This window comes from uncultured Roseibium sp., assembly GCF_947499295.1.
Taxonomy (GTDB): Bacteria; Pseudomonadota; Alphaproteobacteria; order Rhizobiales; family Stappiaceae; genus Roseibium.
Window position 1 is genome coordinate 75,006 of sequence record NZ_CANMNP010000015.1, and the last position, 22,969, is coordinate 97,974.

The 22,969-nt window shown below is 54.1% G+C and carries 18 protein-coding genes, 1 tRNA gene and 1 riboswitch; of the genes, 8 read left to right on the forward strand and 11 right to left on the reverse strand.

Annotated elements, in window-relative coordinates; genetic code table 11:
* From Q0835_RS21110 to Q0835_RS21135, 6 genes are read right to left on the reverse strand one after another with little or no spacing between them, the layout of a single operon-like run.
* Positions 1–351, reverse strand: coding sequence for a RidA family protein (locus Q0835_RS21110; RefSeq protein ID WP_298964075.1), 351 nt, complete (start codon positions 349–351; stop codon positions 1–3).
* Positions 348–2,255: a propionyl-CoA synthetase gene (locus Q0835_RS21115; protein WP_298964076.1), complete on the reverse strand. Its 1,908-nt coding sequence runs from the start codon at positions 2,253–2,255 to the stop codon at positions 348–350. The genes Q0835_RS21110 and Q0835_RS21115 overlap by 4 nt, the downstream gene beginning before the upstream one ends.
* A 4-nt stretch (positions 2,256–2,259) precedes the next feature.
* Entirely contained in the window at positions 2,260–3,000 is a 741-nt protein-coding gene (locus Q0835_RS21120) for an SDR family oxidoreductase (protein WP_298964077.1), read from the reverse strand.
* Entirely contained in the window at positions 2,997–4,649 is a 1,653-nt protein-coding gene (locus Q0835_RS21125) for a hydantoinase B/oxoprolinase family protein (RefSeq protein WP_298964078.1), read from the reverse strand. The genes Q0835_RS21120 and Q0835_RS21125 overlap by 4 nt, the downstream gene beginning before the upstream one ends.
* A complete protein-coding gene (locus Q0835_RS21130) occupies positions 4,649–6,733 on the reverse strand; it encodes a hydantoinase/oxoprolinase family protein (RefSeq protein ID WP_298964079.1) in 2,085 nt (694 codons plus the stop codon). Before Q0835_RS21130 ends, Q0835_RS21125 begins: the two co-directional genes overlap by 1 nt.
* A 5-nt stretch (positions 6,734–6,738) precedes the next feature.
* Positions 6,739–8,013: an FAD-binding oxidoreductase gene (locus Q0835_RS21135; RefSeq protein WP_298964080.1), complete on the reverse strand. Its 1,275-nt coding sequence runs from the start codon at positions 8,011–8,013 to the stop codon at positions 6,739–6,741.
* Positions 8,014–8,132: 119 nt separating this feature from the next.
* Here Q0835_RS21135 and Q0835_RS21140 point away from each other — a divergent pair, with 119 nt between their 5' ends.
* Complete coding sequence (locus tag Q0835_RS21140) at positions 8,133–8,534, forward strand: rhodanese-like domain-containing protein (RefSeq protein WP_298816488.1); 402 nt, start codon at positions 8,133–8,135, stop codon at positions 8,532–8,534.
* A 102-nt stretch (positions 8,535–8,636) separates the two neighbouring features.
* Here the strand turns inward: Q0835_RS21140 and Q0835_RS21145 are convergent, their stop codons facing one another.
* Positions 8,637–9,407 carry an IclR family transcriptional regulator gene (locus Q0835_RS21145; RefSeq protein ID WP_298816490.1) on the reverse strand — a complete coding sequence of 257 codons (771 nt, stop codon included), beginning with the start codon at positions 9,405–9,407 and terminating at the stop codon, positions 8,637–8,639.
* Positions 9,408–9,409: 2 nt separating this feature from the next.
* Positions 9,410–11,737 carry a molybdopterin-dependent oxidoreductase gene (locus Q0835_RS21150; protein WP_298964082.1) on the reverse strand — a complete coding sequence of 776 codons (2,328 nt, stop codon included), beginning with the start codon at positions 11,735–11,737 and terminating at the stop codon, positions 9,410–9,412.
* Between the two features lie 96 nt (positions 11,738–11,833).
* Between Q0835_RS21150 and Q0835_RS21155 the strand changes: the two genes are divergently transcribed.
* Entirely contained in the window at positions 11,834–12,991 is a 1,158-nt protein-coding gene (locus Q0835_RS21155; RefSeq protein WP_298964083.1) for a PLP-dependent aspartate aminotransferase family protein, read from the forward strand.
* 8 nt (positions 12,992–12,999) lie between these two features.
* Entirely contained in the window at positions 13,000–13,635 is a 636-nt protein-coding gene (locus Q0835_RS21160) for a VOC family protein (RefSeq protein ID WP_298964084.1), read from the forward strand.
* Positions 13,636–13,696: 61 nt separating this feature from the next.
* Here Q0835_RS21160 and Q0835_RS21165 read toward each other — a convergent pair whose 3' ends face one another.
* Positions 13,697–14,590 carry an MBL fold metallo-hydrolase gene (locus Q0835_RS21165; RefSeq protein ID WP_298964085.1) on the reverse strand — a complete coding sequence of 298 codons (894 nt, stop codon included), beginning with the start codon at positions 14,588–14,590 and terminating at the stop codon, positions 13,697–13,699.
* A 346-nt stretch (positions 14,591–14,936) separates the two neighbouring features.
* On the opposite strand from Q0835_RS21165, the gene Q0835_RS21170 reads away from it, so the two are divergent.
* From Q0835_RS21170 to Q0835_RS21180, 3 genes are all read left to right on the forward strand, one after another.
* Positions 14,937–15,977, forward strand: a complete 1,041-nt coding sequence (locus Q0835_RS21170; RefSeq protein ID WP_298816500.1) for an amino acid ABC transporter substrate-binding protein — start codon at positions 14,937–14,939, stop codon at positions 15,975–15,977.
* A 73-nt stretch (positions 15,978–16,050) separates the two neighbouring features.
* On the forward strand, positions 16,051–17,187 hold the full coding sequence (locus Q0835_RS21175; RefSeq protein WP_298964086.1) for an ABC transporter permease subunit: 1,137 nt from the start codon (positions 16,051–16,053) through the stop codon (positions 17,185–17,187).
* A 1-nt stretch (position 17,188) separates the two neighbouring features.
* Positions 17,189–18,277 (forward strand): amino acid ABC transporter permease, encoded by a 1,089-nt coding sequence (locus Q0835_RS21180; protein ID WP_298964088.1) that lies wholly within the window; start codon positions 17,189–17,191, stop codon positions 18,275–18,277.
* Positions 18,278–18,328: 51 nt separating this feature from the next.
* On the opposite strand, the gene Q0835_RS21185 is transcribed toward Q0835_RS21180, so the two are convergent.
* Together Q0835_RS21185 and Q0835_RS21190 are read right to left on the reverse strand one after the other, a co-directional pair.
* Entirely contained in the window at positions 18,329–20,065 is a 1,737-nt protein-coding gene (locus Q0835_RS21185) for a sulfatase-like hydrolase/transferase (protein WP_298964089.1), read from the reverse strand.
* 603 nt (positions 20,066–20,668) lie between these two features.
* A tRNA-Asn gene (locus Q0835_RS21190) sits at positions 20,669–20,744 on the reverse strand.
* A 322-nt stretch (positions 20,745–21,066) separates the two neighbouring features.
* Positions 21,067–21,278, forward strand: a riboswitch (cobalamin riboswitch).
* Between the two features lie 33 nt (positions 21,279–21,311).
* Between Q0835_RS21190 and cobU the strand changes: the two genes are divergently transcribed.
* Positions 21,312–21,863 (forward strand): bifunctional adenosylcobinamide kinase/adenosylcobinamide-phosphate guanylyltransferase, encoded by a 552-nt coding sequence (cobU, locus tag Q0835_RS21195; protein ID WP_298815104.1) that lies wholly within the window; start codon positions 21,312–21,314, stop codon positions 21,861–21,863.
* Positions 21,860–22,963 (forward strand): cobalamin biosynthesis protein CobW, encoded by a 1,104-nt coding sequence (gene cobW / locus Q0835_RS21200; protein WP_298964090.1) that lies wholly within the window; start codon positions 21,860–21,862, stop codon positions 22,961–22,963. The genes cobU and cobW overlap by 4 nt, the downstream gene beginning before the upstream one ends.
* Positions 22,964–22,969: the final 6 nt, after the last annotated feature.

The window sequence follows — 22,969 nt, forward strand, 5'->3', positions numbered from 1 at the left end:
TTACGATTCCTCCTTGATGGCGGCGGTCACGATGATTTCGACTTTCAATACGTCCCTGGCAAGACGTGCTTCTCCGCATGCTCGAGCTGGTGCATGGCCTTCCGGCACCCATTCGTCCCAAACCGCGTTCATTTCCGAAAAGTCGGCCATATCTGCGAGCCAGACGATGGCTTGCAGGATGTGCTGCCGATCCGACCCTGCTTCGATGAGCAGGGCGTCGACTCGAGACAGACAATCACGTGTCTGGTCAGCAACCGTTTCGCCGGCACCGACTTGTCCGCACAGATAGGCAACACCGTTGTGCTTGACGATCTTGCTCATGCGCACGCCCGTATGAAGCCGTTCAATCATGTAGAAGCCTTTCTGTATCCGCGATTGGCGAGGACACCTGAAATTTCGTCCAGGATAGCTGGATCATCGATCGCAGCCGGCATCTTGAATGCCTCATTGTCGGCAAGCTTCTGCATGGTTCCACGCAAAACTTTGCCCGATCGGGTTTTCGGCAATCGTTCGACTTCCATTGCCGTCTTGAAGGCCGCAACCGCCCCGATCTTTTCCCTGACAAGAGCGACGAGCTCTCGCTCCAGCTCTCCGGGATCTCTGCCCGCACCATCGTTTTGGACAAAGAAGCCGATAGGCAGTTGCCCTTTGAGCGTGTCGGCTGCTCCAACGACAGCGCACTCGGCGATGTCTTTGTGAGCGGCGATGACTTCCTCCATTGCACCCGTCGAGAGGCGGTGGCCGGCGACATTGATGATGTCGTCTGTGCGAGCCATGATGAAAACGTATCCGTCTTCATCGACAATTCCGGCATCCGACGTGGCGTAGTAGCCCGGAAAGTCTTCCAGATAAGCTTTGTGGAAACGCTCTTCCGCATTCCAAAGAGTTGGTGTTCCTGATGGGGGCAACGGCAGTTTGCAGACAATGTTGCCAAGCATTCCAGCTGGTAACTGGCGCCCCTCATCATCCAAAACTTCAATTTTGTAACCGGGCATGGGGACGCCGGGTGAACCGGGTTTGACGGGAAGGGTGCCGAGGCCGACTGGATTTCCGGACATGGGCCAGCCAGTTTCCGTCTGCCACCAATGGTCGATTACGGGACGGCTCAATTTCTGCTGTGCCCATTCGATTGTTGCCGGATCTGAGCGTTCACCGGCAAGAAACAGGGTGCGGAAATGACTGAGATCGTATCGGTCAATCAGCGCACCGGAAGGGTCTTCTTTGCGTATCGCCCGAAAGGCCGTCGGCGCGGTAAAAAGAGCGACGACCTTGTGATCCTCAATAACCCTCCAGAAGGCTCCAGCGTCAGGTGTTCCAACCGGTTTTCCTTCATAGACAACCGTTGCACACCCATGGAGGAGAGGGGCGTAACAAATATAGGAGTGACCTACGACCCAACCGACATCCGATGCAGCCCAGAACACTTCGCCCGGATTTACGTCGTAGTGGTGTTCCATGGACCATTTCATCGCGACCATATGGCCGCCGGTGTCGCGAACAACGCCTTTGGGTTGTCCAGTGGTGCCGGATGTATAGAGAATATAGGCAGGGTCGGTTGCCTGGACCGGAACACACTCCGGCAACGTGCCTATTGTTGCGCGAACTTCCGTTGAATAATCGAGGTCCCGCCCATCAATCATATCGGCGGCCAACGCATCACGCTGCAATATGATGCATTTTTCAGGCTTGTCTTCGGACATCGCAATGGCGGCGTCAAGAAGTGGTTTGTAGGCAACGATCCGGTTTGGTTCTATGCCGCAAGAGGCCGAGATCATAACCTTGGGCTTCGCGTCTTCGATCCGCGTTGCCAATTCGGCAGCTGCAAATCCGCCGAAAACGACAGAGTGAATTGCACCCAGTCGCGCGCACGCCAGCATCGAAAAGATGGCTTCCGGAACCATCGGCATATAGATGATGACCCTGTCACCTTTTTCGACGCCGTTTGCCCGAAGAACTTCAGCCAGCGCTCCAATCTCTGCCTGAAGCTCAAGAAAAGTAAAACGCTTTACGGTTTGCGTGACGGGACTGTCATAGACCAAAGCAAGCCGATCACCGTGTCCGGCGGCAACATGCCTGTCGACCGCGTTCCAGCAGGTGTTGCAGACACCATCCGGAAACCAGCGGCCGTAGGCTCCCATTTCCGGGTCAAACGCCGTTTCAGGTGCCTTTATCCAGTCGATGTTCTGTGCCGCATTCATCCAGAAACTTTCCGGATTGGTGGACCAGTCAGCGTAGGTTTGCTTGTAACGGCTCATGAGATCAGACCGTATAGTTCAAGCCAAGGCGACCACCGTCGACATAGATTGTCTCCCCGGTGATGTAGCTTGCTTTGTCAGATGCAAGGAATGCGACAGTGTCGCCAATTTCACGAGCTGTACCGACACGGCCAATCGGCGTTCGAGACATGACCTTTGCGAGCGCTTCAGGATTGGCGTTTACACCGGCCATCATTTCAGTATCGATCGATCCTGGACCGACAGCGTTGACCCTGATGCCATGCGGCGCGAGGGAAAGCGCGGCAGCCTTGGTCAATTGCATGACGCCGCCCTTGGAGGCGCAATAAGCCGGAATTGCGGGGATTGCGACCTGTGCGTTGATAGAGGACATGTTCACGATTGCGCCACGAAGGCCTTTGTCGACCATCGTCTTTGCAGCACGTTGCATTGCGTAGAACACGCCGACAAGGTTGACGTCGATGACCTTGTTGAAGTCCTCAAGAGTGTATTTCAGAAAATCTCCAGGAAGCGCTATTCCAGCGTTGTTGACCAGCACCGAAATCGGTCCAACCTCGGCTTCTATTTTGTCGAACATGGCAGCAATCTGGGATGTGTCTCCCATGTCGCAGAGGTGGCCGTGGCCACCAAGTTTGGCGGCAGCTTCATGCACGCTTTCCTGGATGTCGGCCAGCACCACCTTGCAACCGTCTTCTACCAACGCCTCAGCGCAGGCAAAACCGATGCCCTGTGCCGCGCCAGTGATGAGGGCGATCTTCTCGCTCATGAATTTTCTCCAGAATATCCGTAGTCTTGCTTGGCCTGCGCTGCGGAAATCATTTCCGCTTCAACGTCGGCCGCAATTTGTGCTTTGTCCCGTTTTGAGGGATCGCCGTAACCGCCGCCACCTGGCAAACTGAGGCGCAGCCGTTGCCCGTTTCGGACTTGCTGTCTGCCTTTGGATTGCAGCTGGGTGCCATCTGTCAGCTCCACGCGACCGGCTGCGCCCGGTTGGCCGCCGTCGCGTCCCCGCGCTGGATTTTTGACGCGGTCAAACATGGCATTGAACCAGAAGTCATAACCCTCGCGCGCTTCGATCTCGATAACCTGACCGAGGCCGCCACGGGTTGCGCCGGCGCCACCTGAATCTTCTCGAAGATCCTTGCGCCAGACCGTAATTGGGCCGACATGCTCTGTTGCCTCGACGCTCATTGTCGAAACACCGGACGGGAATGCTGTCGCCGACAGGCCATCCACCTTGGGACGGGCGCCTGTTCCACCAGAATTGAACATCAGGATTTCGGCGTTTTCCAAGCCACTTTCCGGATTGGAAGAACGCGCTGAAATCTGAATGTTCCAAAGCGCCGAAGCACCTTCGGATGGCACCACTCCGGGCATTGCCTGATGAAGGGCTCCCAAAACGACGTCGGGTACGAGATGTCCCAGAACGTGCCTTACCGAAACCGGCGCAGGGCGTTTTGCTGCCAAAATGCAGCCTTCAGGAGCAGATATTTCAAAAGGCTCCAGAGACCCGGTATTGTTGGGTACGGCAGGAGCGATCGCACACTTTAACCCATAGCAGGCATAGGCTCTGGTATAGACTTCAGGAACGTTGACACCGAAGGCGCTCATACCGCTTGTTCCGGAGAAGTCAGCGGTAAGTCGATCTCCCTCAACCTTGAGCGTCACAACCATCTCTACCGGATTGTCATAACCGTCGACGGTCATGGCGTGTTGATAGGTGCCATCGGGCACTTTTTCGATGGCCTCTCTGGTCGCTTTTCGGCTTGCCTCCATCAGGAATTCGGACAATCCGTCAAGATCATCGATCGCGAACTCGTCAAGCATTGCCTGCAGGCGTCTGTCGCCAGCCTCATTGCATGCGGCCAGAGAATACATGTCCCCGACCGTTTGGTCCGGCGTGCGTACATTGGCTCTGATGAGCGAAATCAGAAGCGGATTGACTGTGCCGCGCTCGGCAAACTTCGTGATCGGTATGAGAAGACCCTCTTCAAAGACTTCTCCGGCATCCGGGCCGAAGCCACGCCCGCCAATGTCGACAACATGCGCCGTGCAGGCAAAAAAACCGATGTGAAGACCCTTTCGAAACACCGGTGTCACAACCGTGATGTCATGAAGATGACCTGTCCCGAGCCATGGGTCGTTGGTAATGAAGACATCTCCTTCGAAGATGTTTTGCATGCCGATTTCCCGAACGAAATGTGTAACGCTTTCCGCCATGGCGTTAACGTGTCCAGGCGTACCTGTGACCGCCTGTGCCATCATTCGTCCGTGGCGATCGAACAACCCGGCCGAAAGGTCACCAGCCTCGCGAACGGAGGTTGAGAAAGCCGTCCTGATGAGCGTGGTGGCCTGTTCTTCGACAACTGCGATCAAGCGATTCCACATGATCTGATAGTCAATTGCGCTCGTCATTATTTGACATCCTTCCGGATCAACAAGAGACAACCGTCGGATTGACCAACAGCCCTATAGGCCGAGGTCACAATCGTTGAAGTCTCCGCTTCGATGATGACTGCGGGTCCTTCCACTATGTGTCCCGTACTCATCGCGGTCCGTTTGACTTCTTTGGCCTCGACATCCTTGCGCAACGCGGCGTCAAATATCGTCCGTGTCCGAGAAATGTCCGCTTGAGCAGAACCCTCTTGCCGATGAACGGCATCAGGTTCAGGCAAGAGGGATTCAACAATCAGTGACCAGTTGGTAATTTCCGGGGCAAGACCGTCGATTGTACGGCCGAAAAGCGTGCGGTAGGCATCTTCAAAAGCGGCGAGGATTGCCGGTTCATCGCCCGCGGCGAATGGCTTGTGCGGCAACGGAACCGGTATTTCCCACCCCTGACCCGAATAGCGCATGAAAGCTGTCAGTTTGGTCGTTGTTTGTCCGCCCTGAATTCCGGCCTCTACAAAGTCCCTGGCTTCAACTTCCATGGCACTCAGTGCAGTGTTGACAGCTTCGGCATCGAACTCGGACAATGTTTGAAACAGGCCGCGCGTTGCCTCATAGCTGAACGGCGCACGCAAGAACCCGATCGCGGAGCCGACACCGGCTCCGGGCGGAACCAGCAAGGCTCTGATACCGAGTTTTTCGCAAAGCCGGCAGGCATGCAGAGGCGCGCCGCCACCAAAGGCAATCATTGTGAAATGCTCAATGTCACGCCCGTTCTCAACCGTATGAACACGTGCGGCGTTGGCCATGTTTTCATCGACCATTTCCGTTACACCGAAGGCTGCTTCGGCAACCGAAATACCCTGTGAACCGGCAATACGGTCAAAAAGTGCATTTTGGGCATTGGCCAATGACAGAGGAATTGCGCCGCCCGCGAAATTGTCGGGATCCAACCTGCCGAGGACGAGGTTTGAATCCGTCACCGTTGGCTCAACTCCACCGCGCTGATAGCAGGCGGGACCAGGTTCGGAGGCAGCCGAACGTGGGCCCACCTGAATGCGTCCCATTGTGTCGATGGAAGCGATTGAGCCGCCTCCCGCACCGATTTCGACCATTTCCACCACGGGGGTGGATACGGTCATGCCGGAGCCCTTCTTGAAACGATAGGTGCGTGCCACTTCGAAGGTGTTTGCCGTTTTCGGGGAGCCGTCTTCAATGAGACAGATCTTTGCGGTTGTCCCGCCCATGTCGAACGACATGACTTTGTCGATCCCATGAGCGCGCGCGAACTCGGCGGCAAAGATTGCTCCGCCCGCAGGACCAGACTCCAAAAGCCGAACGGGTTGCTCCGAAGCGGTCTCGACGGAAATCAGACCACCGCCGGAATGCAGCATGAACACTGGAGCTTCTATGCTGCTGGCCCGTAACTTTGAGACAAGCCGGTTCAGATATGCGGACACCTGAGGCTGGACGTAAGCATTTGCAATGACAGTGTTGAAACGGGGCAATTCGCGCATCTGCGGTGAAATGACAGACGACAGCGAGATGGATAGATCCGGCGCAAGCTCTTCAAGGGCTTCAGCCATCATGGTTTCGTGAGAATTGTTGGCGTAAGCGTGCATGAGACCCACGGCAACGGCCTCAAAACCACCGGCAACAATCCGTTCCGCCATTGCTCTGGCTTCCAGGCGATCGAGTGCCAGCAGGACTTCTCCCTGAGGTCCCAACCGTTCGTTCAATGTGAAACGATGTTTTCGGGGCACAAGAGGTTTGGGCAGTTCAAGGTTCAGGTCGTATTGCTCGAAACGGTTTTCTGAACGCATCTCGATGACATCGCGGAACCCTTCGGTGGTTATAAAGGCTGTCTTAGCACCGCGGCGTTCGATCAACGCATTGGTGACCAGTGTGGTCCCGTGAATAACCTGACCGATGTCTGACAGCGCGACGTTTGCCTTTTGCGCGGCAGTCTCGATACCTTGTAAAATCGCGCGTTCGGGTTCGGCGTAGTCGGTCAACACCTTACAGGTGGCCATGCCCCCGGCATGGTCGAGAGCGACATCGGTGAACGTACCGCCGATGTCCACGCCAACGCGAATGTCGGACATGTTCATACTATTCAGAACCCTTTGATGAATTGGTTGGCCGTGAAGGCAATATTGTAAAAGCGCGACATCAGTGGCGCGCTCGTAACCGCTGCAACATCTGTCATTGGAAGGGGCAGCTCCGCCGGGTCCATCCCAGTCAACAAGCCTGCAATGCCTTGTCCAAAGATGGTGCCTGTTGTAATTCCGCGGCCGTTGTATCCGATGGGGGTGTAAAGCCCTTCGTCAAGCACGTGAATTCTTGGCAGGTGGTCCGGGGTCATGGCAATCTGGCCATGCCAGGCTTCGACGAATTTGATGTCGCCAAGATCAGGAAAAAGTCGAGACAACTGCTTTCTTGCCCATCGCTGGGAAAGACCGCTGGACTTGTCGCCAAGGACTTTCCCCATCGACCCGATGATCAATCGGTCCTCATTGTCCTTTCTGAGTGAGAACATAACGGGCGCCGTGTCCCACAGGCCTTGCCGTTCCGGCAAAATGTGCGCCGCGCGCTCACCAAGAGGTTCGCTTGCCAGTTGGAAGTAGTGGATCATCGTGAAGGTTTGCTTCAAACCAGGCCACAGATCGTCTGTGTAGGCGTTGGTGCCAAGAACCACGGCTTTGGCGTGCAGGTTTCCCTTGTCGGTCAGAACGCTCCATCCGCTGCCGGATTTTGCAAGCGATGTTACTTTGACACCTGTAGATATCGTCGCGCCTGCTGCGGTGGCGGCCCGTGCAAGGCCACGGCAGTATCCCATCGGGTTGACCGTACCTGCACGATGATCGACAAGGCCGCCGTGAAATACGTGTGTTCCGATTTTTTCCGAGATTTCTTCCCGGCCTAGCAAATCGACCGGTTCACCCAATGAATTCCATTCTTTCCATCTGGCTTCCAGATCGCGAAAACCGGATGGCGCGTGTGCTGCGTGAATGGTGCCGTTGCGTGTTGCTTCACACCGTATTTGATATTTTTCGATCAGGTCGAAAACCATTGAAGGACCATCGCCAAACCGCTGCAAGAAGCGTGGTCCATAGGTTGCGCCAAGCTTTTCGCGCACTTGCGTTGGAGGCAGCCAGATGCCGGCATTGACGAGACCGACATTGCGTCCCGACCCGCCGAAGCCAACATGATTGGCCTCGATAACACAGGCGGACAGTCCAGCCTCAGCACAATGAAGCGCTGTTGAGAGCCCGGTGAATCCACCCCCTACAATGACAACATCGAATGTTTCGCCGTCCGGCAGGCGGCCTTCCAGGTCGCGCTCCTCGGCAGATACATCCCAAAGGGAAATCGGCATTGTCCGTGTCACAGCAATCGTCTCCTGTTTACGGCGACACAAAAATTTGCGCCTATAGGATTACTTGCAAACAACAATGCTGCGTGTCAATATAAGAAATAAATGTTTTATATACCGGAACAGTGAGTGAGATGAAAAAGCTTTCCAAAAATTCCGCCAGCATGGTCGCCGAAGCCCGTTCCCGCATTGAAGAAATCGAAATTCAAGACCTGATCAACATGCTGGACGACCCAAATGTCGTTGTGGTCGACATACGCGATGTGCGTGAGCGCCAACGGTCTGGATTCATTCCCGGAAGTGTACATGCACCCAGAGGAATGGTCGAATTCTGGGTCGATCCGGAAAGCCCGTATTTCAAGGAAGTTTTTGGAGAGGACAAGAAATTTGTCTTCCATTGTGCCTCCGGTTGGCGGTCAGCGCTGACAGTCGCCACGCTTCAGGACATGGGATTTGAAGCATCTCATTTGCGGGAAGGCTTCTCACAATGGGTAAAGCAAGAAGGTCCCGTCGAAATGCCTGAACCCAAATCTTGAATTGAAATTCAATTCAGACTTTCAAATTCGACGGAATAGGGCAGCGACCGGCAAAATGTCGGTCTCCTGTTCACGGGATAAACCTTAGAGAAACTGTAACTGTCAGACGCGCGTGAGCTTGCGAGAAACGGCCTCGGCAGCGTGCGCTGAAAGAGCGCCAAAGCGTTCCTCACCGTCATCGGGAAGATTGACGTTTGGTACCGAAATGCCGATTGCGGCGACCGCTTCGCCATCGGGCAGTTTGATTGCGGCCCCGAAACTCAAAATCCGGTCACGAAATTCTCCGGTATCATAAGCATAGCCGCGCATTCTCGTTGCTTCGATGTCTTCGTCCAGCTGGCTCAGGGTTGTCATCGTTCGACCGGTGAAGCCGGGCAGTGGCTCGGACAGCTTTTCTCGCAATCTTTCATAGTTGGCAGCCAGAATAGCTTTGCCTGTGCCAACGCAATGGATTGGCGCAGAACCGCCAATCGGATTCCAGGAGCGTATCGGCTTCTTGCTTTCAATCTTGTCGATGTAGACGACATTGAACTGTTCAGGCACGGCGAGATAGATGGTTTCACCGGTTTCATCGGCGAGATAGGCCATCTCCGGCGCGGCGAGTTCTCTAAGATTGAGACTGTCGACGGTCGAACGTCCGACTTGCCACATCTTGAGTGTGACAGCATACGCTCCGTCCTCTCTTTGAGTGACGTAGCCGAGCCGTGAAAGCGTCTGTAGAAGTCGAAAAGTGTTCGACTTGGTCAAATCCAGCGAACGTGAGATTTCAGTAACGCCGAGTGCGCTACGGGCTTCTGCCAGCTTTTCAAGTATCGCCAAGCCTTTGGAAAGTGTGGAATCTACTTTTGCTTCAGTCGCTTTTTTTTCTGACATTTTCACGTTTCGCTGGTCATTTTCGGCACTGTAGCCGACGCATCTGCAAAGGTAAATCGCGGTGGAGCGTGTGCTTCAACGTCAGGTGCCTGTCCTTCAATTGGCATGATTTCGACATATGCGGAGTGAGCAGCAGGGCTTTGAGTGAGTGAGGACGTCCTAAGATCATGGGTGAGGACATTGGGATTGCCGTGGCGGTCGCGATGGTGTGGGTGTTTGAACTCCGGATCATACCAGGCGCCAGTCCACAGGAAGGCGCAGCCCTGTCGAATGTCATCCGTGATCCTGGCCCCGGCCAGACACTTCCCACGGTCATTTCGCAATTCGACAATGTCTCCATCCTTGATTTGCCGCTTTGCAGCGTCTTCCGGATGAAGCAGGACCGGCTCGCGGCCATCTATTTTTGCAGCAAGGCTGGTCGCGCCGTTGTCAAGCTGGCTATGCAGCCGCGTGCCAGGTTGGCCGGAAAGGAGTGATAGCGGGTAGCGATCGTTCAATCCCACTTCTTTGTCTCTTGGTTCAAACCAGCTGGCGTGACCAGGACAATCCGGCAAATTCATTTCAGCAATTGCGTGTGAAAACAACTCAATCAGACCTGATGGCGTCGGCAGTGCATTGTCTTGAGGGTTCTCGCGAAACTCTGCCAGAAAAACCTGCTCGGGTGACGGGTCCGGCAATGTAACGATATCTCCGTCCAGAAAAGTGTTCCAGTCGGGTAGGTCAATGCCATTCTCAGTAGCTGCTTTTCTGGTTTCGTCCCAAAGACGCATCAGCCATCCTGCTTCATCAAGCCCCTCGGAAAAGTTCTGGTGATTTCCCAGCCGTTTTGAAAGGGTGCAAAAGATCTCATATTCAGTGAGAGCTTCTCCTGGCGGCGAAACAGCTGCCGGCATTGGAATTAGGGCGTTGTCAGATTTGCCCGCACCGAAGTCGTTTCTTTCCTGAGGTGCTGCAACTGGTAAAACGATGTCCGCATGCCGGGCAGTCGCAGTCCAGTTCATCTCATTGACGATTATTGTCTCAGGTCGTGAAAAGGCCTTGCGGAGCCTGTTGAGATCCTGGTGGTGGTGGAATGGGTTGCCGCCAGCCCACCAAACCAGTTTGATATCCGGGAATGTCCGCGTCTCGCCAAGGTACTTATACTGCCCAAGTGGATTGAGAAGCATTTCCGATATCATGGCGACTGGAATGCAGTCTGACACCGCGGATCGTCCCTGCGGCAGGGCGCCCGGTCGAAAGGGGCGTTCCATATTGCCGATATTGCCGTTCACGCCATATCCGATTGTGAAACCTCCGCCCGGCAGTCCAATCTGTCCAAGCATCGCCGCCAGAGAAATTGTCATCCAAAGCGGTTGTTCTCCAAAATCGGCACGCTGCAAGCTTGCAGCACAAGAAATCATGGTGCGTTTCGACGCCATCTCTCGAGCAAGGTTGCGCAAGCTTTCAGATGGAATGCCTGAAATGCCCGCTGCCCAACTAGCCGACTTTGCAACGCCATCCATTTCTCCAACCAGGTAGGCTGCGAGCCTGTCAAAGCCAGTTGTGTATTTGTCAAGAAATTCCCTGTCGTGAAGGTTTTCAGTCAAAAGCGTATGGGCAATTCCCATCATGACCGCGACATCTGTTCCTGGAAGCGGGGCGAGCCACTCGGCGGGAATGTCTGACGAAAGATCACTGCGTAACGGGCTGAAATTCACAAATCGGACACCTGCGTCTGCACAGGACTTAAGGTTTATCTTTATCCGGTGTCGGGATATGCCGCCGTCGCTGACTTGGGTGTTGCGCGTTGCGAGGCCGCCGAACAGCACCACAAGTTCGCTGTGTTTTGCCACAACGGTCCAACGCGTCGCCTGGGCGACGTGTTTGCGATAGTCGCCCAGAATAAACGGCATCAAGCTTAATGCAGCATTATAGCTGTAGTTGCCTTCGGATCGGACAAAACCGCCTAGCGTGTTCAGGAACCGCTTCAATTGGCTTTGCGCATGATGGAACCGGCCAGCGCTCGACCAGCCATATGAACCGGCAAAAATGGCATTGTTGCCATAGGTGCTCTTAACCCGACTGATCTCACCTGCCAGCAGGTCAATCATTTCGGGCCAGGAGAGTTCGACAAAGGCATCTTCGCCGCGCGCTGCGGAGCCTGGGCCATTCTCTAGCCAGCCTTTTCGCACAGCAGGTTTCAGCACACGCGCGCGACCGTTCAGGCTTTGGGCGATGTTTCCAGAAATTTGAGAAGGATTCGGATCGTCAGGGTGAGGAAGAACCGAGACAATGCGGCCGTCGGCGACATTAACGTAGCCTGGACCCCAATGATTTGACGTCAATTTCATATTGTTTCGCTAATCAGAACGAATTTTCCGTATATTGACACACATAATGTCGGGTGTCATCATTTCAACACGACACAATTTCTGGAGCCACCCAAAATGACAAAAACAAACCTGGCGGATGCCCTGGTGCATGGCGCCCGGCCAGGCGGGCCTGTCGGAAAACAAGTGAATTGGCCGGTCGAACTCGGTTCAACGGTGGTTTTCAGCACTCTTGAGGAATTTGAGATTGCAAAGGAGGCGCGATATGAAAACGGGACACCCTATTACGGCCGATATGGAAATAATGCCACGTTTTCGCTTGAGCGCCTACTCGCCGAGTTGGACGAGGCTCACGGGGCAACGCTGACGTCATCAGGCGTCTCGGCCATCACGTCGACACTGCTTGCTCTCGCCAGGCCCGGGGATCACCTCCTGGTGGCAGAAAATCTCTATGGCAATACACGAGCGTTCTGCGACGGCTTGTTGAGGTCAATGAACATTGACATCGAACCCTTTGATCCGATGGAAGCTATTGGTGAGAAGATCCGGCCCGGTACCTGCGCCATCATGGCTGAGGCTCCAGGTTCTGGAACTTTCGAAGTCTGCGATCTGCCGGAGATCGGGCGTCAGGCCAAAGCAAGAGGGGTACCGGTTGTCTTTGACAACACCTGGGGATCGCCGGTTTTCTGCAATCCACTAACCCTCGGTGCGGATGTCGTTGTCTATTCCGGATCGAAACACCTTTGTGGACATTCTGACGCGATGCTCGGTGTTATCGCGGCCACGGAGAAATACCACAGCAGAATACGCCGAACAGTCATGTCGCTCGGGGACAAGCCCGGCGCACAGGAGGTTTTCCTGGCGCTTAGAGGGCTGAGAACGCTCAAGATGCGTATGGAACATCAAAACAAAGCCGGCATTGAGATGGCTTCATGGCTTGCCGGCTTGCCAGAAGTGGATCGCATACTGCACCCGGCTTTTGAGAGCTGCCCCGGTCATCAGATTTGGAAAAGAGACTTTTCTGGTGCTGCGGGACTGTTTTCGGTCATTTTCAGGCCGTGTCCGGAAGTCCGGTTCCGTGCCTTTGTCGACGCGTTGACATGTTTCGGGATAGGCGTCAGCTGGGGCGGATATGAAAGCCTTGTTCTTCCCATGACAAGCGAACGTAGCCGCAAACTGGGGCAGGGTCCTCTGCTGCGGTTCAATATTGGTTTCGATGATCTTGAGACCCTGAAGGCAGATGTCACTCAGGCTTTAAAATTTCTCCAAGGATAGTTTAAAACATGCAAAACAAAATCGACCATATCGCTATTGGGTGCAAAGACCTCGACAGCGGCGCGGATGCGATGGAGACCATCCTCGATGTTGCGGTGCCGCTTGGCGGAAAACATGCGGCCATGAGTACGCACAACCGCGTTATGCAAGCAGGCAATGAAAGCTTTTTCGAGCTGATTTCAATCGACCCTGAGGCGCCAGAACCTGGACGTGTTCGCTGGTTTTCGCTGGACGACGCGAACACACAGCGCAGGCTGAACGAACGCCCACGTGCATTGACCTGGGTTGTGAACACCAGCGACCTTGATGCCGTCGTTGCAGGCAGTCCGGTCGATCTTGGTGACGTCGTCGACTTTGCCCGGGGCGACAGAACCTGGCGCTTAACGGTTCCAGAAGATGGAAGCTTGCCGGGAGAAGGGCTGCTACCTGCCTTTATCGAATGGTCTCCCGGACCGCATCCATCGACCGGGCAGCAGGATCTCGGAATTCGGCTTAAAACCGTCAGACTGTCACATCCCGAGCCCGAACAGTTGGTGTCTCTGCTAAAGGCGCTGAATATTGATCATCTTGCTGAGGTGGTCAAAGGAGAGCCGGGCCTCTCATTCGTTCTGAAAACACCCAATGGTACCGTCGAGCTAGACTAGATCCAGACTCGGACACAGCAACTTATCCATAATTCAAGTTTTGGGTGGGGCGCTCGCCCGCCTAAAGCTCGTTGACTGGAACCTTCAAAAAAGTACGGCCGGTGTCGTCCGAAGGCGGCAGTCGTCCGGCGCGCATGTTGACCTGCAAAGAGGGAATGATCAGTTTTGGCATTGCCAACTGGGCGTCCCGTTCGGTCCGGAACTTGACAAACTCTTCTTTGCTTTTGCCGCCGCCGACATGGATGTTGTGTTCTTTTTCCTCGCCGACAGTCGTCTCCCACTGGATCTCGCGGCCGTTCTGTCCATAGTCGTGGCACATGAAGAGGCGCATATCATCCGGAAGGGCAAGAACCTTCTGAATTGAATCATAGAGTGTTGCCGCATCCCCTCCGGGAAAGTCAGCCCGGGCGGACCCGCTGTCGGGCATAAATAGCGTGTCACCTGTAAAAGTGGCGTTCCCCATGACGTGAACCATGCAAGCGGGTGTGTGACCGGGTGTGCACATGATCATGGCGGTCATCTCACCGATCTTATAGGTGTCACCGTCCTTGAAAAGCATGTCAAACTGACTGCCATCGCGCTGAAACTCCGTACCTTCATTGAAGATCTTGCCAAAAGTTTCCTGGATGACGGTGATCTTTTCGCCAATGCCAAGTTTGCCGCCAAGCTGTTTTTGAATGTAGGGCGCACCTGAAAGGTGGTCGGCATGGACATGGGTCTCGATCAGCCATTCTAGCTCGAGCTCGTTGTCGCGGATGTGGGCAATGATCTCATCGGCATGATCATATGTGATGCGTCCTGCCGCGTAGTCGATGTCCATGACACTGTCGACCACGGCACAGGCTAAAGACGAGGGGTCCTTGACGACATAACTGATTGTATTCGTCGCCGGATCAAAGAAGGCTTTCACCTCTGGTTTGACGCTCAAGTCGACCGGGTAATTTGAACCGCTCATTCATGTCTCCTCATATGCCATTGCGCCAAGTGTGCGTTCCGGAACCCGCAGCGATCAAGTCTTGAACACGCGGAAATTCCAAATTTCTTCAGGGGCCGGTTTGCCTTCACCGCTTTCGGCGGTCATTCGATCACACCCTAAATCGGGTGGCCTGGATCAGTTTCAACCGCCCCTGCATGCCTAGTAATCATGCGTTCGTTCCAATTTTTGCTCATTTCCCCGCCAGTTTCGCAGAATTTCGATCAGTTTTTCCGCGATTTGGAGAATTCACTTGACTCATTTTTGAGTGTTCGTAACCTACTAAATGGAACAAGTGTTCTGATATATAAAACAGGGAACAGCTAAAATGGCAACCAGTATTGCAAAAATCGCCTGCGCGGTTGCGTTCGCAGCAGGTGTTGCAGCCCCGGTTACGGCGTTTTCGAAAAGCGCGACGGTGACGGAGATCGAAGAGCGGGGCACGCTCCTGTGCAGCGGCCACAACGGCAGCTACTTCGGGTTTGTGGAGGTGAACGACAAAAACGAATGGAAAGGGCTGGACATCGACATGTGCCGAGCCCTCACGACAGCGATCCTGGGGGATCCTGACAAGGCTCAAATCGTTCCCTTGAGCTGGGCCCAAAGGTTCCCCGCGCTGCAATCCGGGGATGTCGACGTCATCATCAAGGCAACCGGCTGGACCATGGGTCGCGACACTGAAGTCGGCTTGCAGTTCAGTTTGCCGTACTTCTTCGGTGGCACACAATTCATGGCACATGGCGACCTTGGCATAACCGAGGCCAAGGAACTTGACGGCGGGACGATCTGCGTTGAAGCCGGCACCACTATTGAAAGGCTCGCAGGCAACTATCTGAAAACCATCGGTGTCGAACACACTATGGTGTCCTACGAAAAGGCATCGGAACTGCGCGCAGCTTACCTCGCAAACCGCTGCGACGCCTTTGCTGCCTGGGGTCCGTTCCTGGCTGTTTTGCGTGCAACTGAGCTGGAAAAGCCCGATGCACACATCATCTTGTCAGACCAGCTCTCCAACGAACCGATTGCTGCTGCAATGCGCCAGGGCGACGAGGAATTCGTCGACATGGTCAACTGGATGATCGCAGCATTGCTGATTGCCGAAGAAGAAGGGGTGACTTCCGCCAATGTGGAAGAAATGGCTGCCAATCCGCCGAACCCGAAAATCGCACGGCTTTTGGGCGTCGACCCTGGCATGGGCGAACGTCTCGGCATCCGGGATACCTGGGCACGTGAAATGATTGCAGCCACAGGAAACTTTGGAGAAATCTACGATCGCAACCTGGGTGAGGGATCTCCTTACAAACTTGACCGTGGTCTGAACAACCTCTGGAGCCATGGCGGCGTACTTTACGCGCCTATTCTCGACTGATCCGTGTTCGCAAGACGGCAAGGCATTTTGTCTTGCCGCCTTTCTATTGTGTTGCGGCAAGGAGGATCCCGGAATGGATGCTGCGGCTCTCAAGACCAGGCGGAAACGCCGTGAACTTATTTTGCAGACCTTGCTGGTTGTTGCAGTTGCCCTGATCGTATGGGCCGCGATTTCAACGGCTCAGACGAAGCTGGACGAGCTCAACATGACGAGCGGTTTCGGATTTCTGGAGCGGGCTACTGGTTGGGCTTACTCGTTTTCACTGATCGACCGATCAATTGACGACAGTTACTCCAGAACGCTGTTGATTGGTTTCATGAACACATTGTTCCTCGGACTGATTTGCATCGTGCTGTCCACCATCCTCGGGTTTGCCATCGGCACTGCCAGGGACGCGCGGCAACTGGGCCTCAACGCGGTCGCAACCGTCTATATTCAGCTCTTCCGAAACTTGCCGCTGATATTGCAGCTTGTCTTTTGGTACGCGGTACTGATCCATATGCCGGGACCTCGGCAGGCATATTCGCTGGGTGACGCGTTATTTCTCTCAAACAGGGGAATGATGCTGCCTGCACTGAATGTTTCGCCGTTAGTAGTCCTCGGAATTTTCGCCTGCCTGGTTCTGCTCGGGTTCGCCATCTTTCGAATAAAGAGCCTTCAATTCCTTCACAAGCTTGGTCTCTGGCTGGTCGCCAGTATTGGTTTGACGTTGACCCTGGCATCCATGTTTGCACCGGCGGAATCTTCCATGTTCTCCCTTCCGGTGCAGAAGGGCCTGAGATTTCAGGGGGGGCTGACCGTTTCAATTGAACTTGTCGCAATGATCCTTGCGATCACGCTTTACGGGTCTGCCTATATTGCCGAAGTGGTTCGTGGAGGACTGCACGAAGTGCCGAGCGGATTGACCGAAGCCGGCAAGGCTCTCGGCCTCTCGTCTCGCTCTATCTGGTTTCACGTCAAGATTCCAATGGCGTTGCGCACGATCATGCCCCCGCTCGGCAATCAGTGGATCTTCATCATGAAGGCAACGACGCTCGGTGTCGCGATTGGATTCAGTGATCTCTTCTATATCGTGTCGACGTCAATCACCCAGTCTGGACAAACGCTTGAGCTGATGGGGTTGTTGATGCTGTTCTTCCTGCTAATCAACTATTCACTGGCTCAGATCGTCAACTTCATCAATGCGCGCCTTGCGCTGAAAGGGCACTGACATGGCGATTGCGAGCGAATACACCGGTTCTTCGGACAGGTGGGGCCAACTTGCCAAAACTCTGAAGAAACGAGCGTTTCGAAGCCCAAGCGACACGTTGACCAGCGTCTTCATTTTCGGGCTGATGCTTTATATGGCCTGGATGCTGGTTGACTGGGCGCTCTTCAGTGCTGTCTGGCGGGCTGAAGACGTTGAGCACTGTGCCGAAGCAGGGGGAGCGTGTTGGTCGGTTATTGCGGCGCGTCACCGATTGATACTGTTTGGACTTTATCCCTATGACCTTCATTGGCGCTCAACGCTGGCATGCATAGCAATCGTGGCAACGGTTGTTCTGTCTTGCCTGCCACACTTCTGGAGCACCAGCAAACTGGTTACCCTCTGGATTGTCGGTTTTGGAACCTACGTCCTGCTGATGGATGGCAGCCTTCTGGGCCAGGCTCAGGTTACCACCGATCAATGGGGCGGGTTGGCACTCACCCTTTTCATGTTTTCTGCAGTTGTTCTGCTTGGCATGCCGATGGGGCTTTTGCTGGCGCTTGCAAGGCGATCTCGATTGCCGGCTGTCAAGGGAGCGGCTTCTCTGCTGATCGATTTCATTCGCTCGCTGCCTTTGCTGACAACTCTTTTTGCTGCTGCTGTCGTGATACCACTTCTTCTGCCCGACTGGCTGAACGGCGACAAGATCTGGCGGGTCATCGTCGGTTTCGCGTTGTTTTTCGCGTGTTATCAGGCTGAGGTGTTTCGCGGTGGCTTCCAGGCGATCCCAAAAGGGCAATTTGAGGCTGGTAGAGCGCTGGGGCTGACATCGTTCCAGATCCTGTCCCGCATCGTGATGCCGCAAGTATTCCGGCATGCATTGCCGTCAACGATCAACATGGTTGTGGTTACGTTCAAAGAGACTGCGATCGTGATCATCATCGGTTTCTTTGATGTTCTCGCTTCCGCGAATGCCGCCTTCGGTACCGTGGAGTGGGCACCGTATTACATCGAGGTTTATGCGTTCGTCGGCGCGATCTACTGGATCTTCATCTTTTCGCTCAGCCAGTATGGCGAGTATTTGAAGGGGCGCATGTCAGTCGCCAAGCGTTAGTTCGGGACGCGGCATTGTTCCAATTGCGGACCGCAAACAGGCAGGGGCCGGTCAATCGACCCTTGCCGTTTCAGCCTGAACATACTCGCGCTTATGTGCACCGCTCAGACTGTGTTCGACGCGTGCATCAGAGCAGGAACTCTGGTTCGCACGGCAATCATAGTGGGCATTTAGACGCCCTTCGACGCCGCAAGATTGAAAGAGACCCATGCATTCGTCGCGCATGTTGCGTAGGTCTGCCTGAATTGGCGTTAAGGGGATCCCAGCGATTTCAAGAAGAGTAACACCAAGAAACTGCAGGTCCAGGCGTTCGAAAGACGGCACTGGTGCGGCAAGGTCCGTCTTGAGGGGCTGAACTTGGAAGGACGTCATGTAAGCGCCGGACTCTTTGTTGGCGAGCGGGGCCGGACCTTCGCGGCGACGCCAGTAATCCAAGGTCAGACCGGGTTGATGATCGCCGAATTCAAGAACGACCGTCGGTTGGCTGAGGGCTTCCACCTGGTTGGTGAATTCTTCCAGATCTTCACGGCTTATGGCAAGGCGTCTGAAATACTCATTGATTTCGCTGTCCGTGCTGAAAGGCTCTCCGGCGACTGTCCGGTCCGGCTCCATCCTGTAGTTCCAGGGTGAGTGGGCGGACATGGTCAGTACGAACATGAAGACCGGGCGGTCGTCGTTCTGCCGATGTTCCTTAAGAACGCTGAGCGCATTGTTATAGTAAAATGAGTCGGATTCTTGCGTCGACGGTGCCTTCATATCGTGCTGATCGATAAATGTTTCAAAGCCGATCGACTCCATAAAACGACCTTCATTGACGAAGGAGTAGTGGAGTGGTGACAGGAAAACCGTGTGGTATCCGCAGTCGGAAAGATACTGTACTAAAGACTGCCGGATTCGCCCTTCCAGAATGAAGTTTGAGTAGCTGGTCAACCAGCCAAGATCCGCTATCGGCAAGCCGGAAACGAAACCAGCAGTCGTAATCCAGGTCCCACCTGAAAAAGTCTCGACTTTAAGGGGCCTAAGCGTCTCGTCCGGACCATTGAACGCTCCCTCCAATTCTTTGGGAATTTCTCCATCGTAGAAAATTTCAGGCGGAACAATCGATTCTGCCTGAACAACGACAATATCGGGCTTCGACACGAGTTGTTTGCAAACTCCGTGCGTTTCCACGTCGCCATCCAAGGAGGCAACTTCCCGGTCTAGAAGTTCCAGAAGTGGAATAGGGTCTCTCAGATTTGCCAGGTGCTTCATAGATGTGAACACGGAGGTGATGTAGCGGAAGCTCATCAGGTCTTCGACACCGCTGAACGAGCGCGGTTGAAATGCAATTGCAAGCGCGACGCACAAGGGGAACGCAATGAGTGCTCTCCATCTGCTTTTCGAAGACGGTGTTTCGTACCAGCCAAAAACGAAAAGCGCTGCCAACGCCCCCAGAAACAACACGATCACGCCGACTACAAGCGGCAGGAAACCATCGAGTAGGAACGCCAATGTCCCGGGATTAAATGCAAAATAATAGATGTCCACGATGTTCGGAGCGACCGACATCCATTTGATTTTTGCGTAAGAGACAAATGCGATCAGCGCTACGACGGCCAGGCCGAAATAGATTGAAGTCTTGATCCGCCCAGTCAGCACTACTGATAAGGCAATTACGGCAAAAGTGATGAAATACGCCATTGGCAGGGTTACGACCATGCGTTCCGCCAACGCAACGCCTGCGATCCCGAAGAGCAACGTAAGACCAATAATTCTTCGGTCAAAAAAGAAATCTACCAGCCGCCGCATCTCATCCTCTGCAGGTGTTTTTCGTGGTTTTGTTAGCCTGCTAATCGCAAGCCTTGACTTATCTTGATTGGTTGATTTTTCAATGCCCGCGTCGGTTCAATGTTTCCTTAAGGTTAACCGGAGCACGTCAGCTTAATCGCCTGCCAAGTGCTTCACATACCAATTTGTTCGATGGAAAGTCTACGTGATACATGTATTAAATTTTGTTAATTAAGAACTCGTCAAAACAGGAAAACAAGAAAAATCAGTAAGATTTCGAATGACGGAAATTAATACTTTGAGCGATCAAAAAAATATATTCTGAGAACTGTCTCTGCATGACACAAACACCGCGTGTTCGCAACTTAAACGCATCTAATGGCACAGGTCCTGTTTTCCGGTTGTTCCTGTCATGTTTGAATAGAACGGCATCTAAGCAGCCAAAATTTTTTCGCGCGACAAGATGTACCCATCGGCAGGCATGTCTACATCCAAATAAGTCGGAAACAACTGCTCATCGAATGATCGCAAATCTGCCTTTGCGCGAGGTGGCACAACTTTAATGCCATCCGTTCCCGTCGCATGCTGCGAGGCAAAATCAAATATTTTCAGGAAGAAGGTGGATGGCTCCCCAGGCCGGACTCGAACCAGCGACCCAGCGATTAACAGTCGCTTGCTCTACCAACTGAGCTACTGGGGATCACCACGCTCGGGGCCAGCAGCGCTGCCCCGTCGATGGAGAAGCGTATATCAAAGGCTTGCTCCGTTTGCCAAGCCCCAAAGGCCTATTTTTTCATCGAGCCGTCATTTTTTTGTTTCTGGTGTGGAAAACCTCATATTTATCAGATGAGTAGTCGCAATAGCCACTTTTCATATTTCAGCCATTGACTGCCTGGCATCGTCATATTGGTTCAGCAAGGCCAACGATGTTCAAGAAGGTTGAGATATATGATGTCACGCCGGCTGGATTTGCTCATTTTGCGGAAGCGCCAACACCAGTGCTTGTGCCTTGAACAGGATAAGGCTAGGAAGGATCTGACGGTTCCGGAGAAGGTCAGGCCTGATCCGGATGAAACGGGAATCCGGTGCCGGCTATCTGCCTTAAACCGGAGCTGCCCCCGCAACTGTAAGCGGTGAGCGTTAGCGCGAAGATCCACTGGTGAAGAGACCGGGAAGGGGCGCAAAACGCGTTTAACCGCGAGCCAGGAGACCGGCCGTCAATGCTGCAACCCTTTGGCGCTGTCGGGCGGACGGCTGGGAGACTGGATTGACGAACAAAAGTATTTCCCGGGCCACCCTTGTCCTTGGCGGAGCACGCTCCGGAAAAAGCCGGTTTGCCGAGCAACTGGTTGCCGGAACCGGCATGGATAAGGTTTACATCGCAACCGGGGCAGCGTTCGATGCTGAAATGGAAAACCGGATCGCTGCCCATCGTGATCAGCGCGGACCATTGTGGAGGACGATAGAAGAACAAACGGATCTGACGTCCGTGCTTCAACGCGAAAGCCTGGCGAACACGGTTGTCCTCGTGGATTGTCTGACGCTTTGGCTTTCCAACCTCTATTTCGCTGAAAAAGACATTGTCGCCGAAACAGCATGTTTGTGCGAAGCCGTCGCGTCGCTGCAGGGACCGTGCGTTTTTGTGTCAAACGAAGTTGGCATGGGAATTGTGCCGGAGAACCGACTTTCCAGGTCGTTTCGCGATGCACAGGGACGTCTTAATCAGGATATTGCGAAAGTCTGTGAAAAGGTCGTTTTCGTAGCGGCCGGCCTGCCAATGGTATTGAAACCCAACTCTCAACCGGACATCAAACTATGACCACTTCCTTTGGAACTCCGGGCGCAAAAATCCCGGCCACAATCGTCACCGGGTTTCTGGGGGCCGGGAAAACCACGCTTATTCGAAATCTGTTGCAGAACGCCGGAGGCAAGCGAATTGCACTGATCGTCAATGAGTTTGGCGACATGGGTTTTGACGGTTCGCTGGTGAATGGCTGTGCGGATCCTGAATGCGCGGCTGATGAAGTGGTTGAACTGACCAATGGATGTATTTGCTGCACAGTTGCAGACGACTTCCTGCCCACAATGGAAATGTTGCTTGCGCGGGAAACGCCGCCCGAGCACATCGTCATTGAAACTTCCGGCCTGGCGTTGCCTCAACCGCTGGTGCGGGCGTTTTCCTGGCCAAGCGTCAAACCAAAGGTGACCGTCGACGGTGTTGTCACAGTGCTTGATGCTGCGGCCCTGGCAGAAGGACGAATCTCGCTTGACGAAGAAGCTCTGGAGGCGCAGCGCGCGGCTGACGAGGCCCTGGATCACGAGAGCCCGGTTGAAGAACTCTTTCATGATCAGTTGCGTTGCGCAGATCTGGTTGTGCTCAACAAGGCCGACCTTGTTTCTGAAACTGCACTTAACGACGTGCTTGATCGAATTTCGGAAGACGTGCGCCCGGCGGTTCACATCGTATCGTCTGAGAAAGGAACTCTTCCGATTGAAGTTCTTCTTGGACGTGGATCTGCTGCCGAAGATGACCTGTCAGACAGGCATGAGCATCACCACCACCACGACCACGACGACCATGACCATGACCATGAAGATGAGGATCACCATCATCACGATCATCACCACCATGATGATTTCGAAAGTCATGTCCTGTCGGTATCCACGTTCGGCAGTTTGAAGCAAGCTGAAGACCGAGTTTTGGAAGCAATGTCGCTGAAGGGGGTTCTCAGGATCAAAGGTGCCGTCGCAATTGAGGGCAAAGCAGCACCTGCCATGGTTCAAGCCGTGGGACCGAGGGTTGAAACCTGGTTCGCTGCTGGAGCCGAGAGTTCCGGGCGCCTTGTCGTGATCGGTCTGAAGGGGTTGGACTTTGATGCTGTCAGATCTGTTCTCGGCGGTTTGAAGGCCGCCGCTTAAGAGCCA

What these genes read in the sequence shown, in the direction of transcription:
- Q0835_RS21110 (WP_298964075.1), bottom strand. Translation starts at nt 351, where the DNA reads ATGATTGAACGGCTTCATACGGGCGTGCGCATGAGCAAGATCGTCAAG.
- Q0835_RS21180 (WP_298964088.1), top strand. Translation starts at nt 17,189, where the DNA reads ATGGCGATTGCGAGCGAATACACCGGTTCTTCGGACAGGTGGGGCCAA.
- Q0835_RS21120 (WP_298964077.1), bottom strand. Translation starts at nt 3,000, where the DNA reads ATGAGCGAGAAGATCGCCCTCATCACTGGCGCGGCACAGGGCATCGGT.
- Q0835_RS21150 (WP_298964082.1), bottom strand. Translation starts at nt 11,737, where the DNA reads ATGAAATTGACGTCAAATCATTGGGGTCCAGGCTACGTTAATGTCGCC.
- cobW (WP_298964090.1), top strand. Translation starts at nt 21,860, where the DNA reads ATGACCACTTCCTTTGGAACTCCGGGCGCAAAAATCCCGGCCACAATC.
- Q0835_RS21185 (WP_298964089.1), bottom strand. Translation starts at nt 20,065, where the DNA reads ATGCGGCGGCTGGTAGATTTCTTTTTTGACCGAAGAATTATTGGTCTT.
- Q0835_RS21145 (WP_298816490.1), bottom strand. Translation starts at nt 9,407, where the DNA reads ATGTCAGAAAAAAAAGCGACTGAAGCAAAAGTAGATTCCACACTTTCC.
- Q0835_RS21140 (WP_298816488.1), top strand. Translation starts at nt 8,133, where the DNA reads ATGAAAAAGCTTTCCAAAAATTCCGCCAGCATGGTCGCCGAAGCCCGT.
- Q0835_RS21165 (WP_298964085.1), bottom strand. Translation starts at nt 14,590, where the DNA reads ATGAGCGGTTCAAATTACCCGGTCGACTTGAGCGTCAAACCAGAGGTG.
- Q0835_RS21175 (WP_298964086.1), top strand. Translation starts at nt 16,051, where the DNA reads ATGGATGCTGCGGCTCTCAAGACCAGGCGGAAACGCCGTGAACTTATT.
- Q0835_RS21130 (WP_298964079.1), bottom strand. Translation starts at nt 6,733, where the DNA reads ATGAACATGTCCGACATTCGCGTTGGCGTGGACATCGGCGGTACGTTC.
- Q0835_RS21115 (WP_298964076.1), bottom strand. Translation starts at nt 2,255, where the DNA reads ATGAGCCGTTACAAGCAAACCTACGCTGACTGGTCCACCAATCCGGAA.
- Q0835_RS21170 (WP_298816500.1), top strand. Translation starts at nt 14,937, where the DNA reads ATGGCAACCAGTATTGCAAAAATCGCCTGCGCGGTTGCGTTCGCAGCA.
- Q0835_RS21125 (WP_298964078.1), bottom strand. Translation starts at nt 4,649, where the DNA reads ATGACGAGCGCAATTGACTATCAGATCATGTGGAATCGCTTGATCGCA.
- Q0835_RS21160 (WP_298964084.1), top strand. Translation starts at nt 13,000, where the DNA reads ATGCAAAACAAAATCGACCATATCGCTATTGGGTGCAAAGACCTCGAC.
- Q0835_RS21155 (WP_298964083.1), top strand. Translation starts at nt 11,834, where the DNA reads ATGACAAAAACAAACCTGGCGGATGCCCTGGTGCATGGCGCCCGGCCA.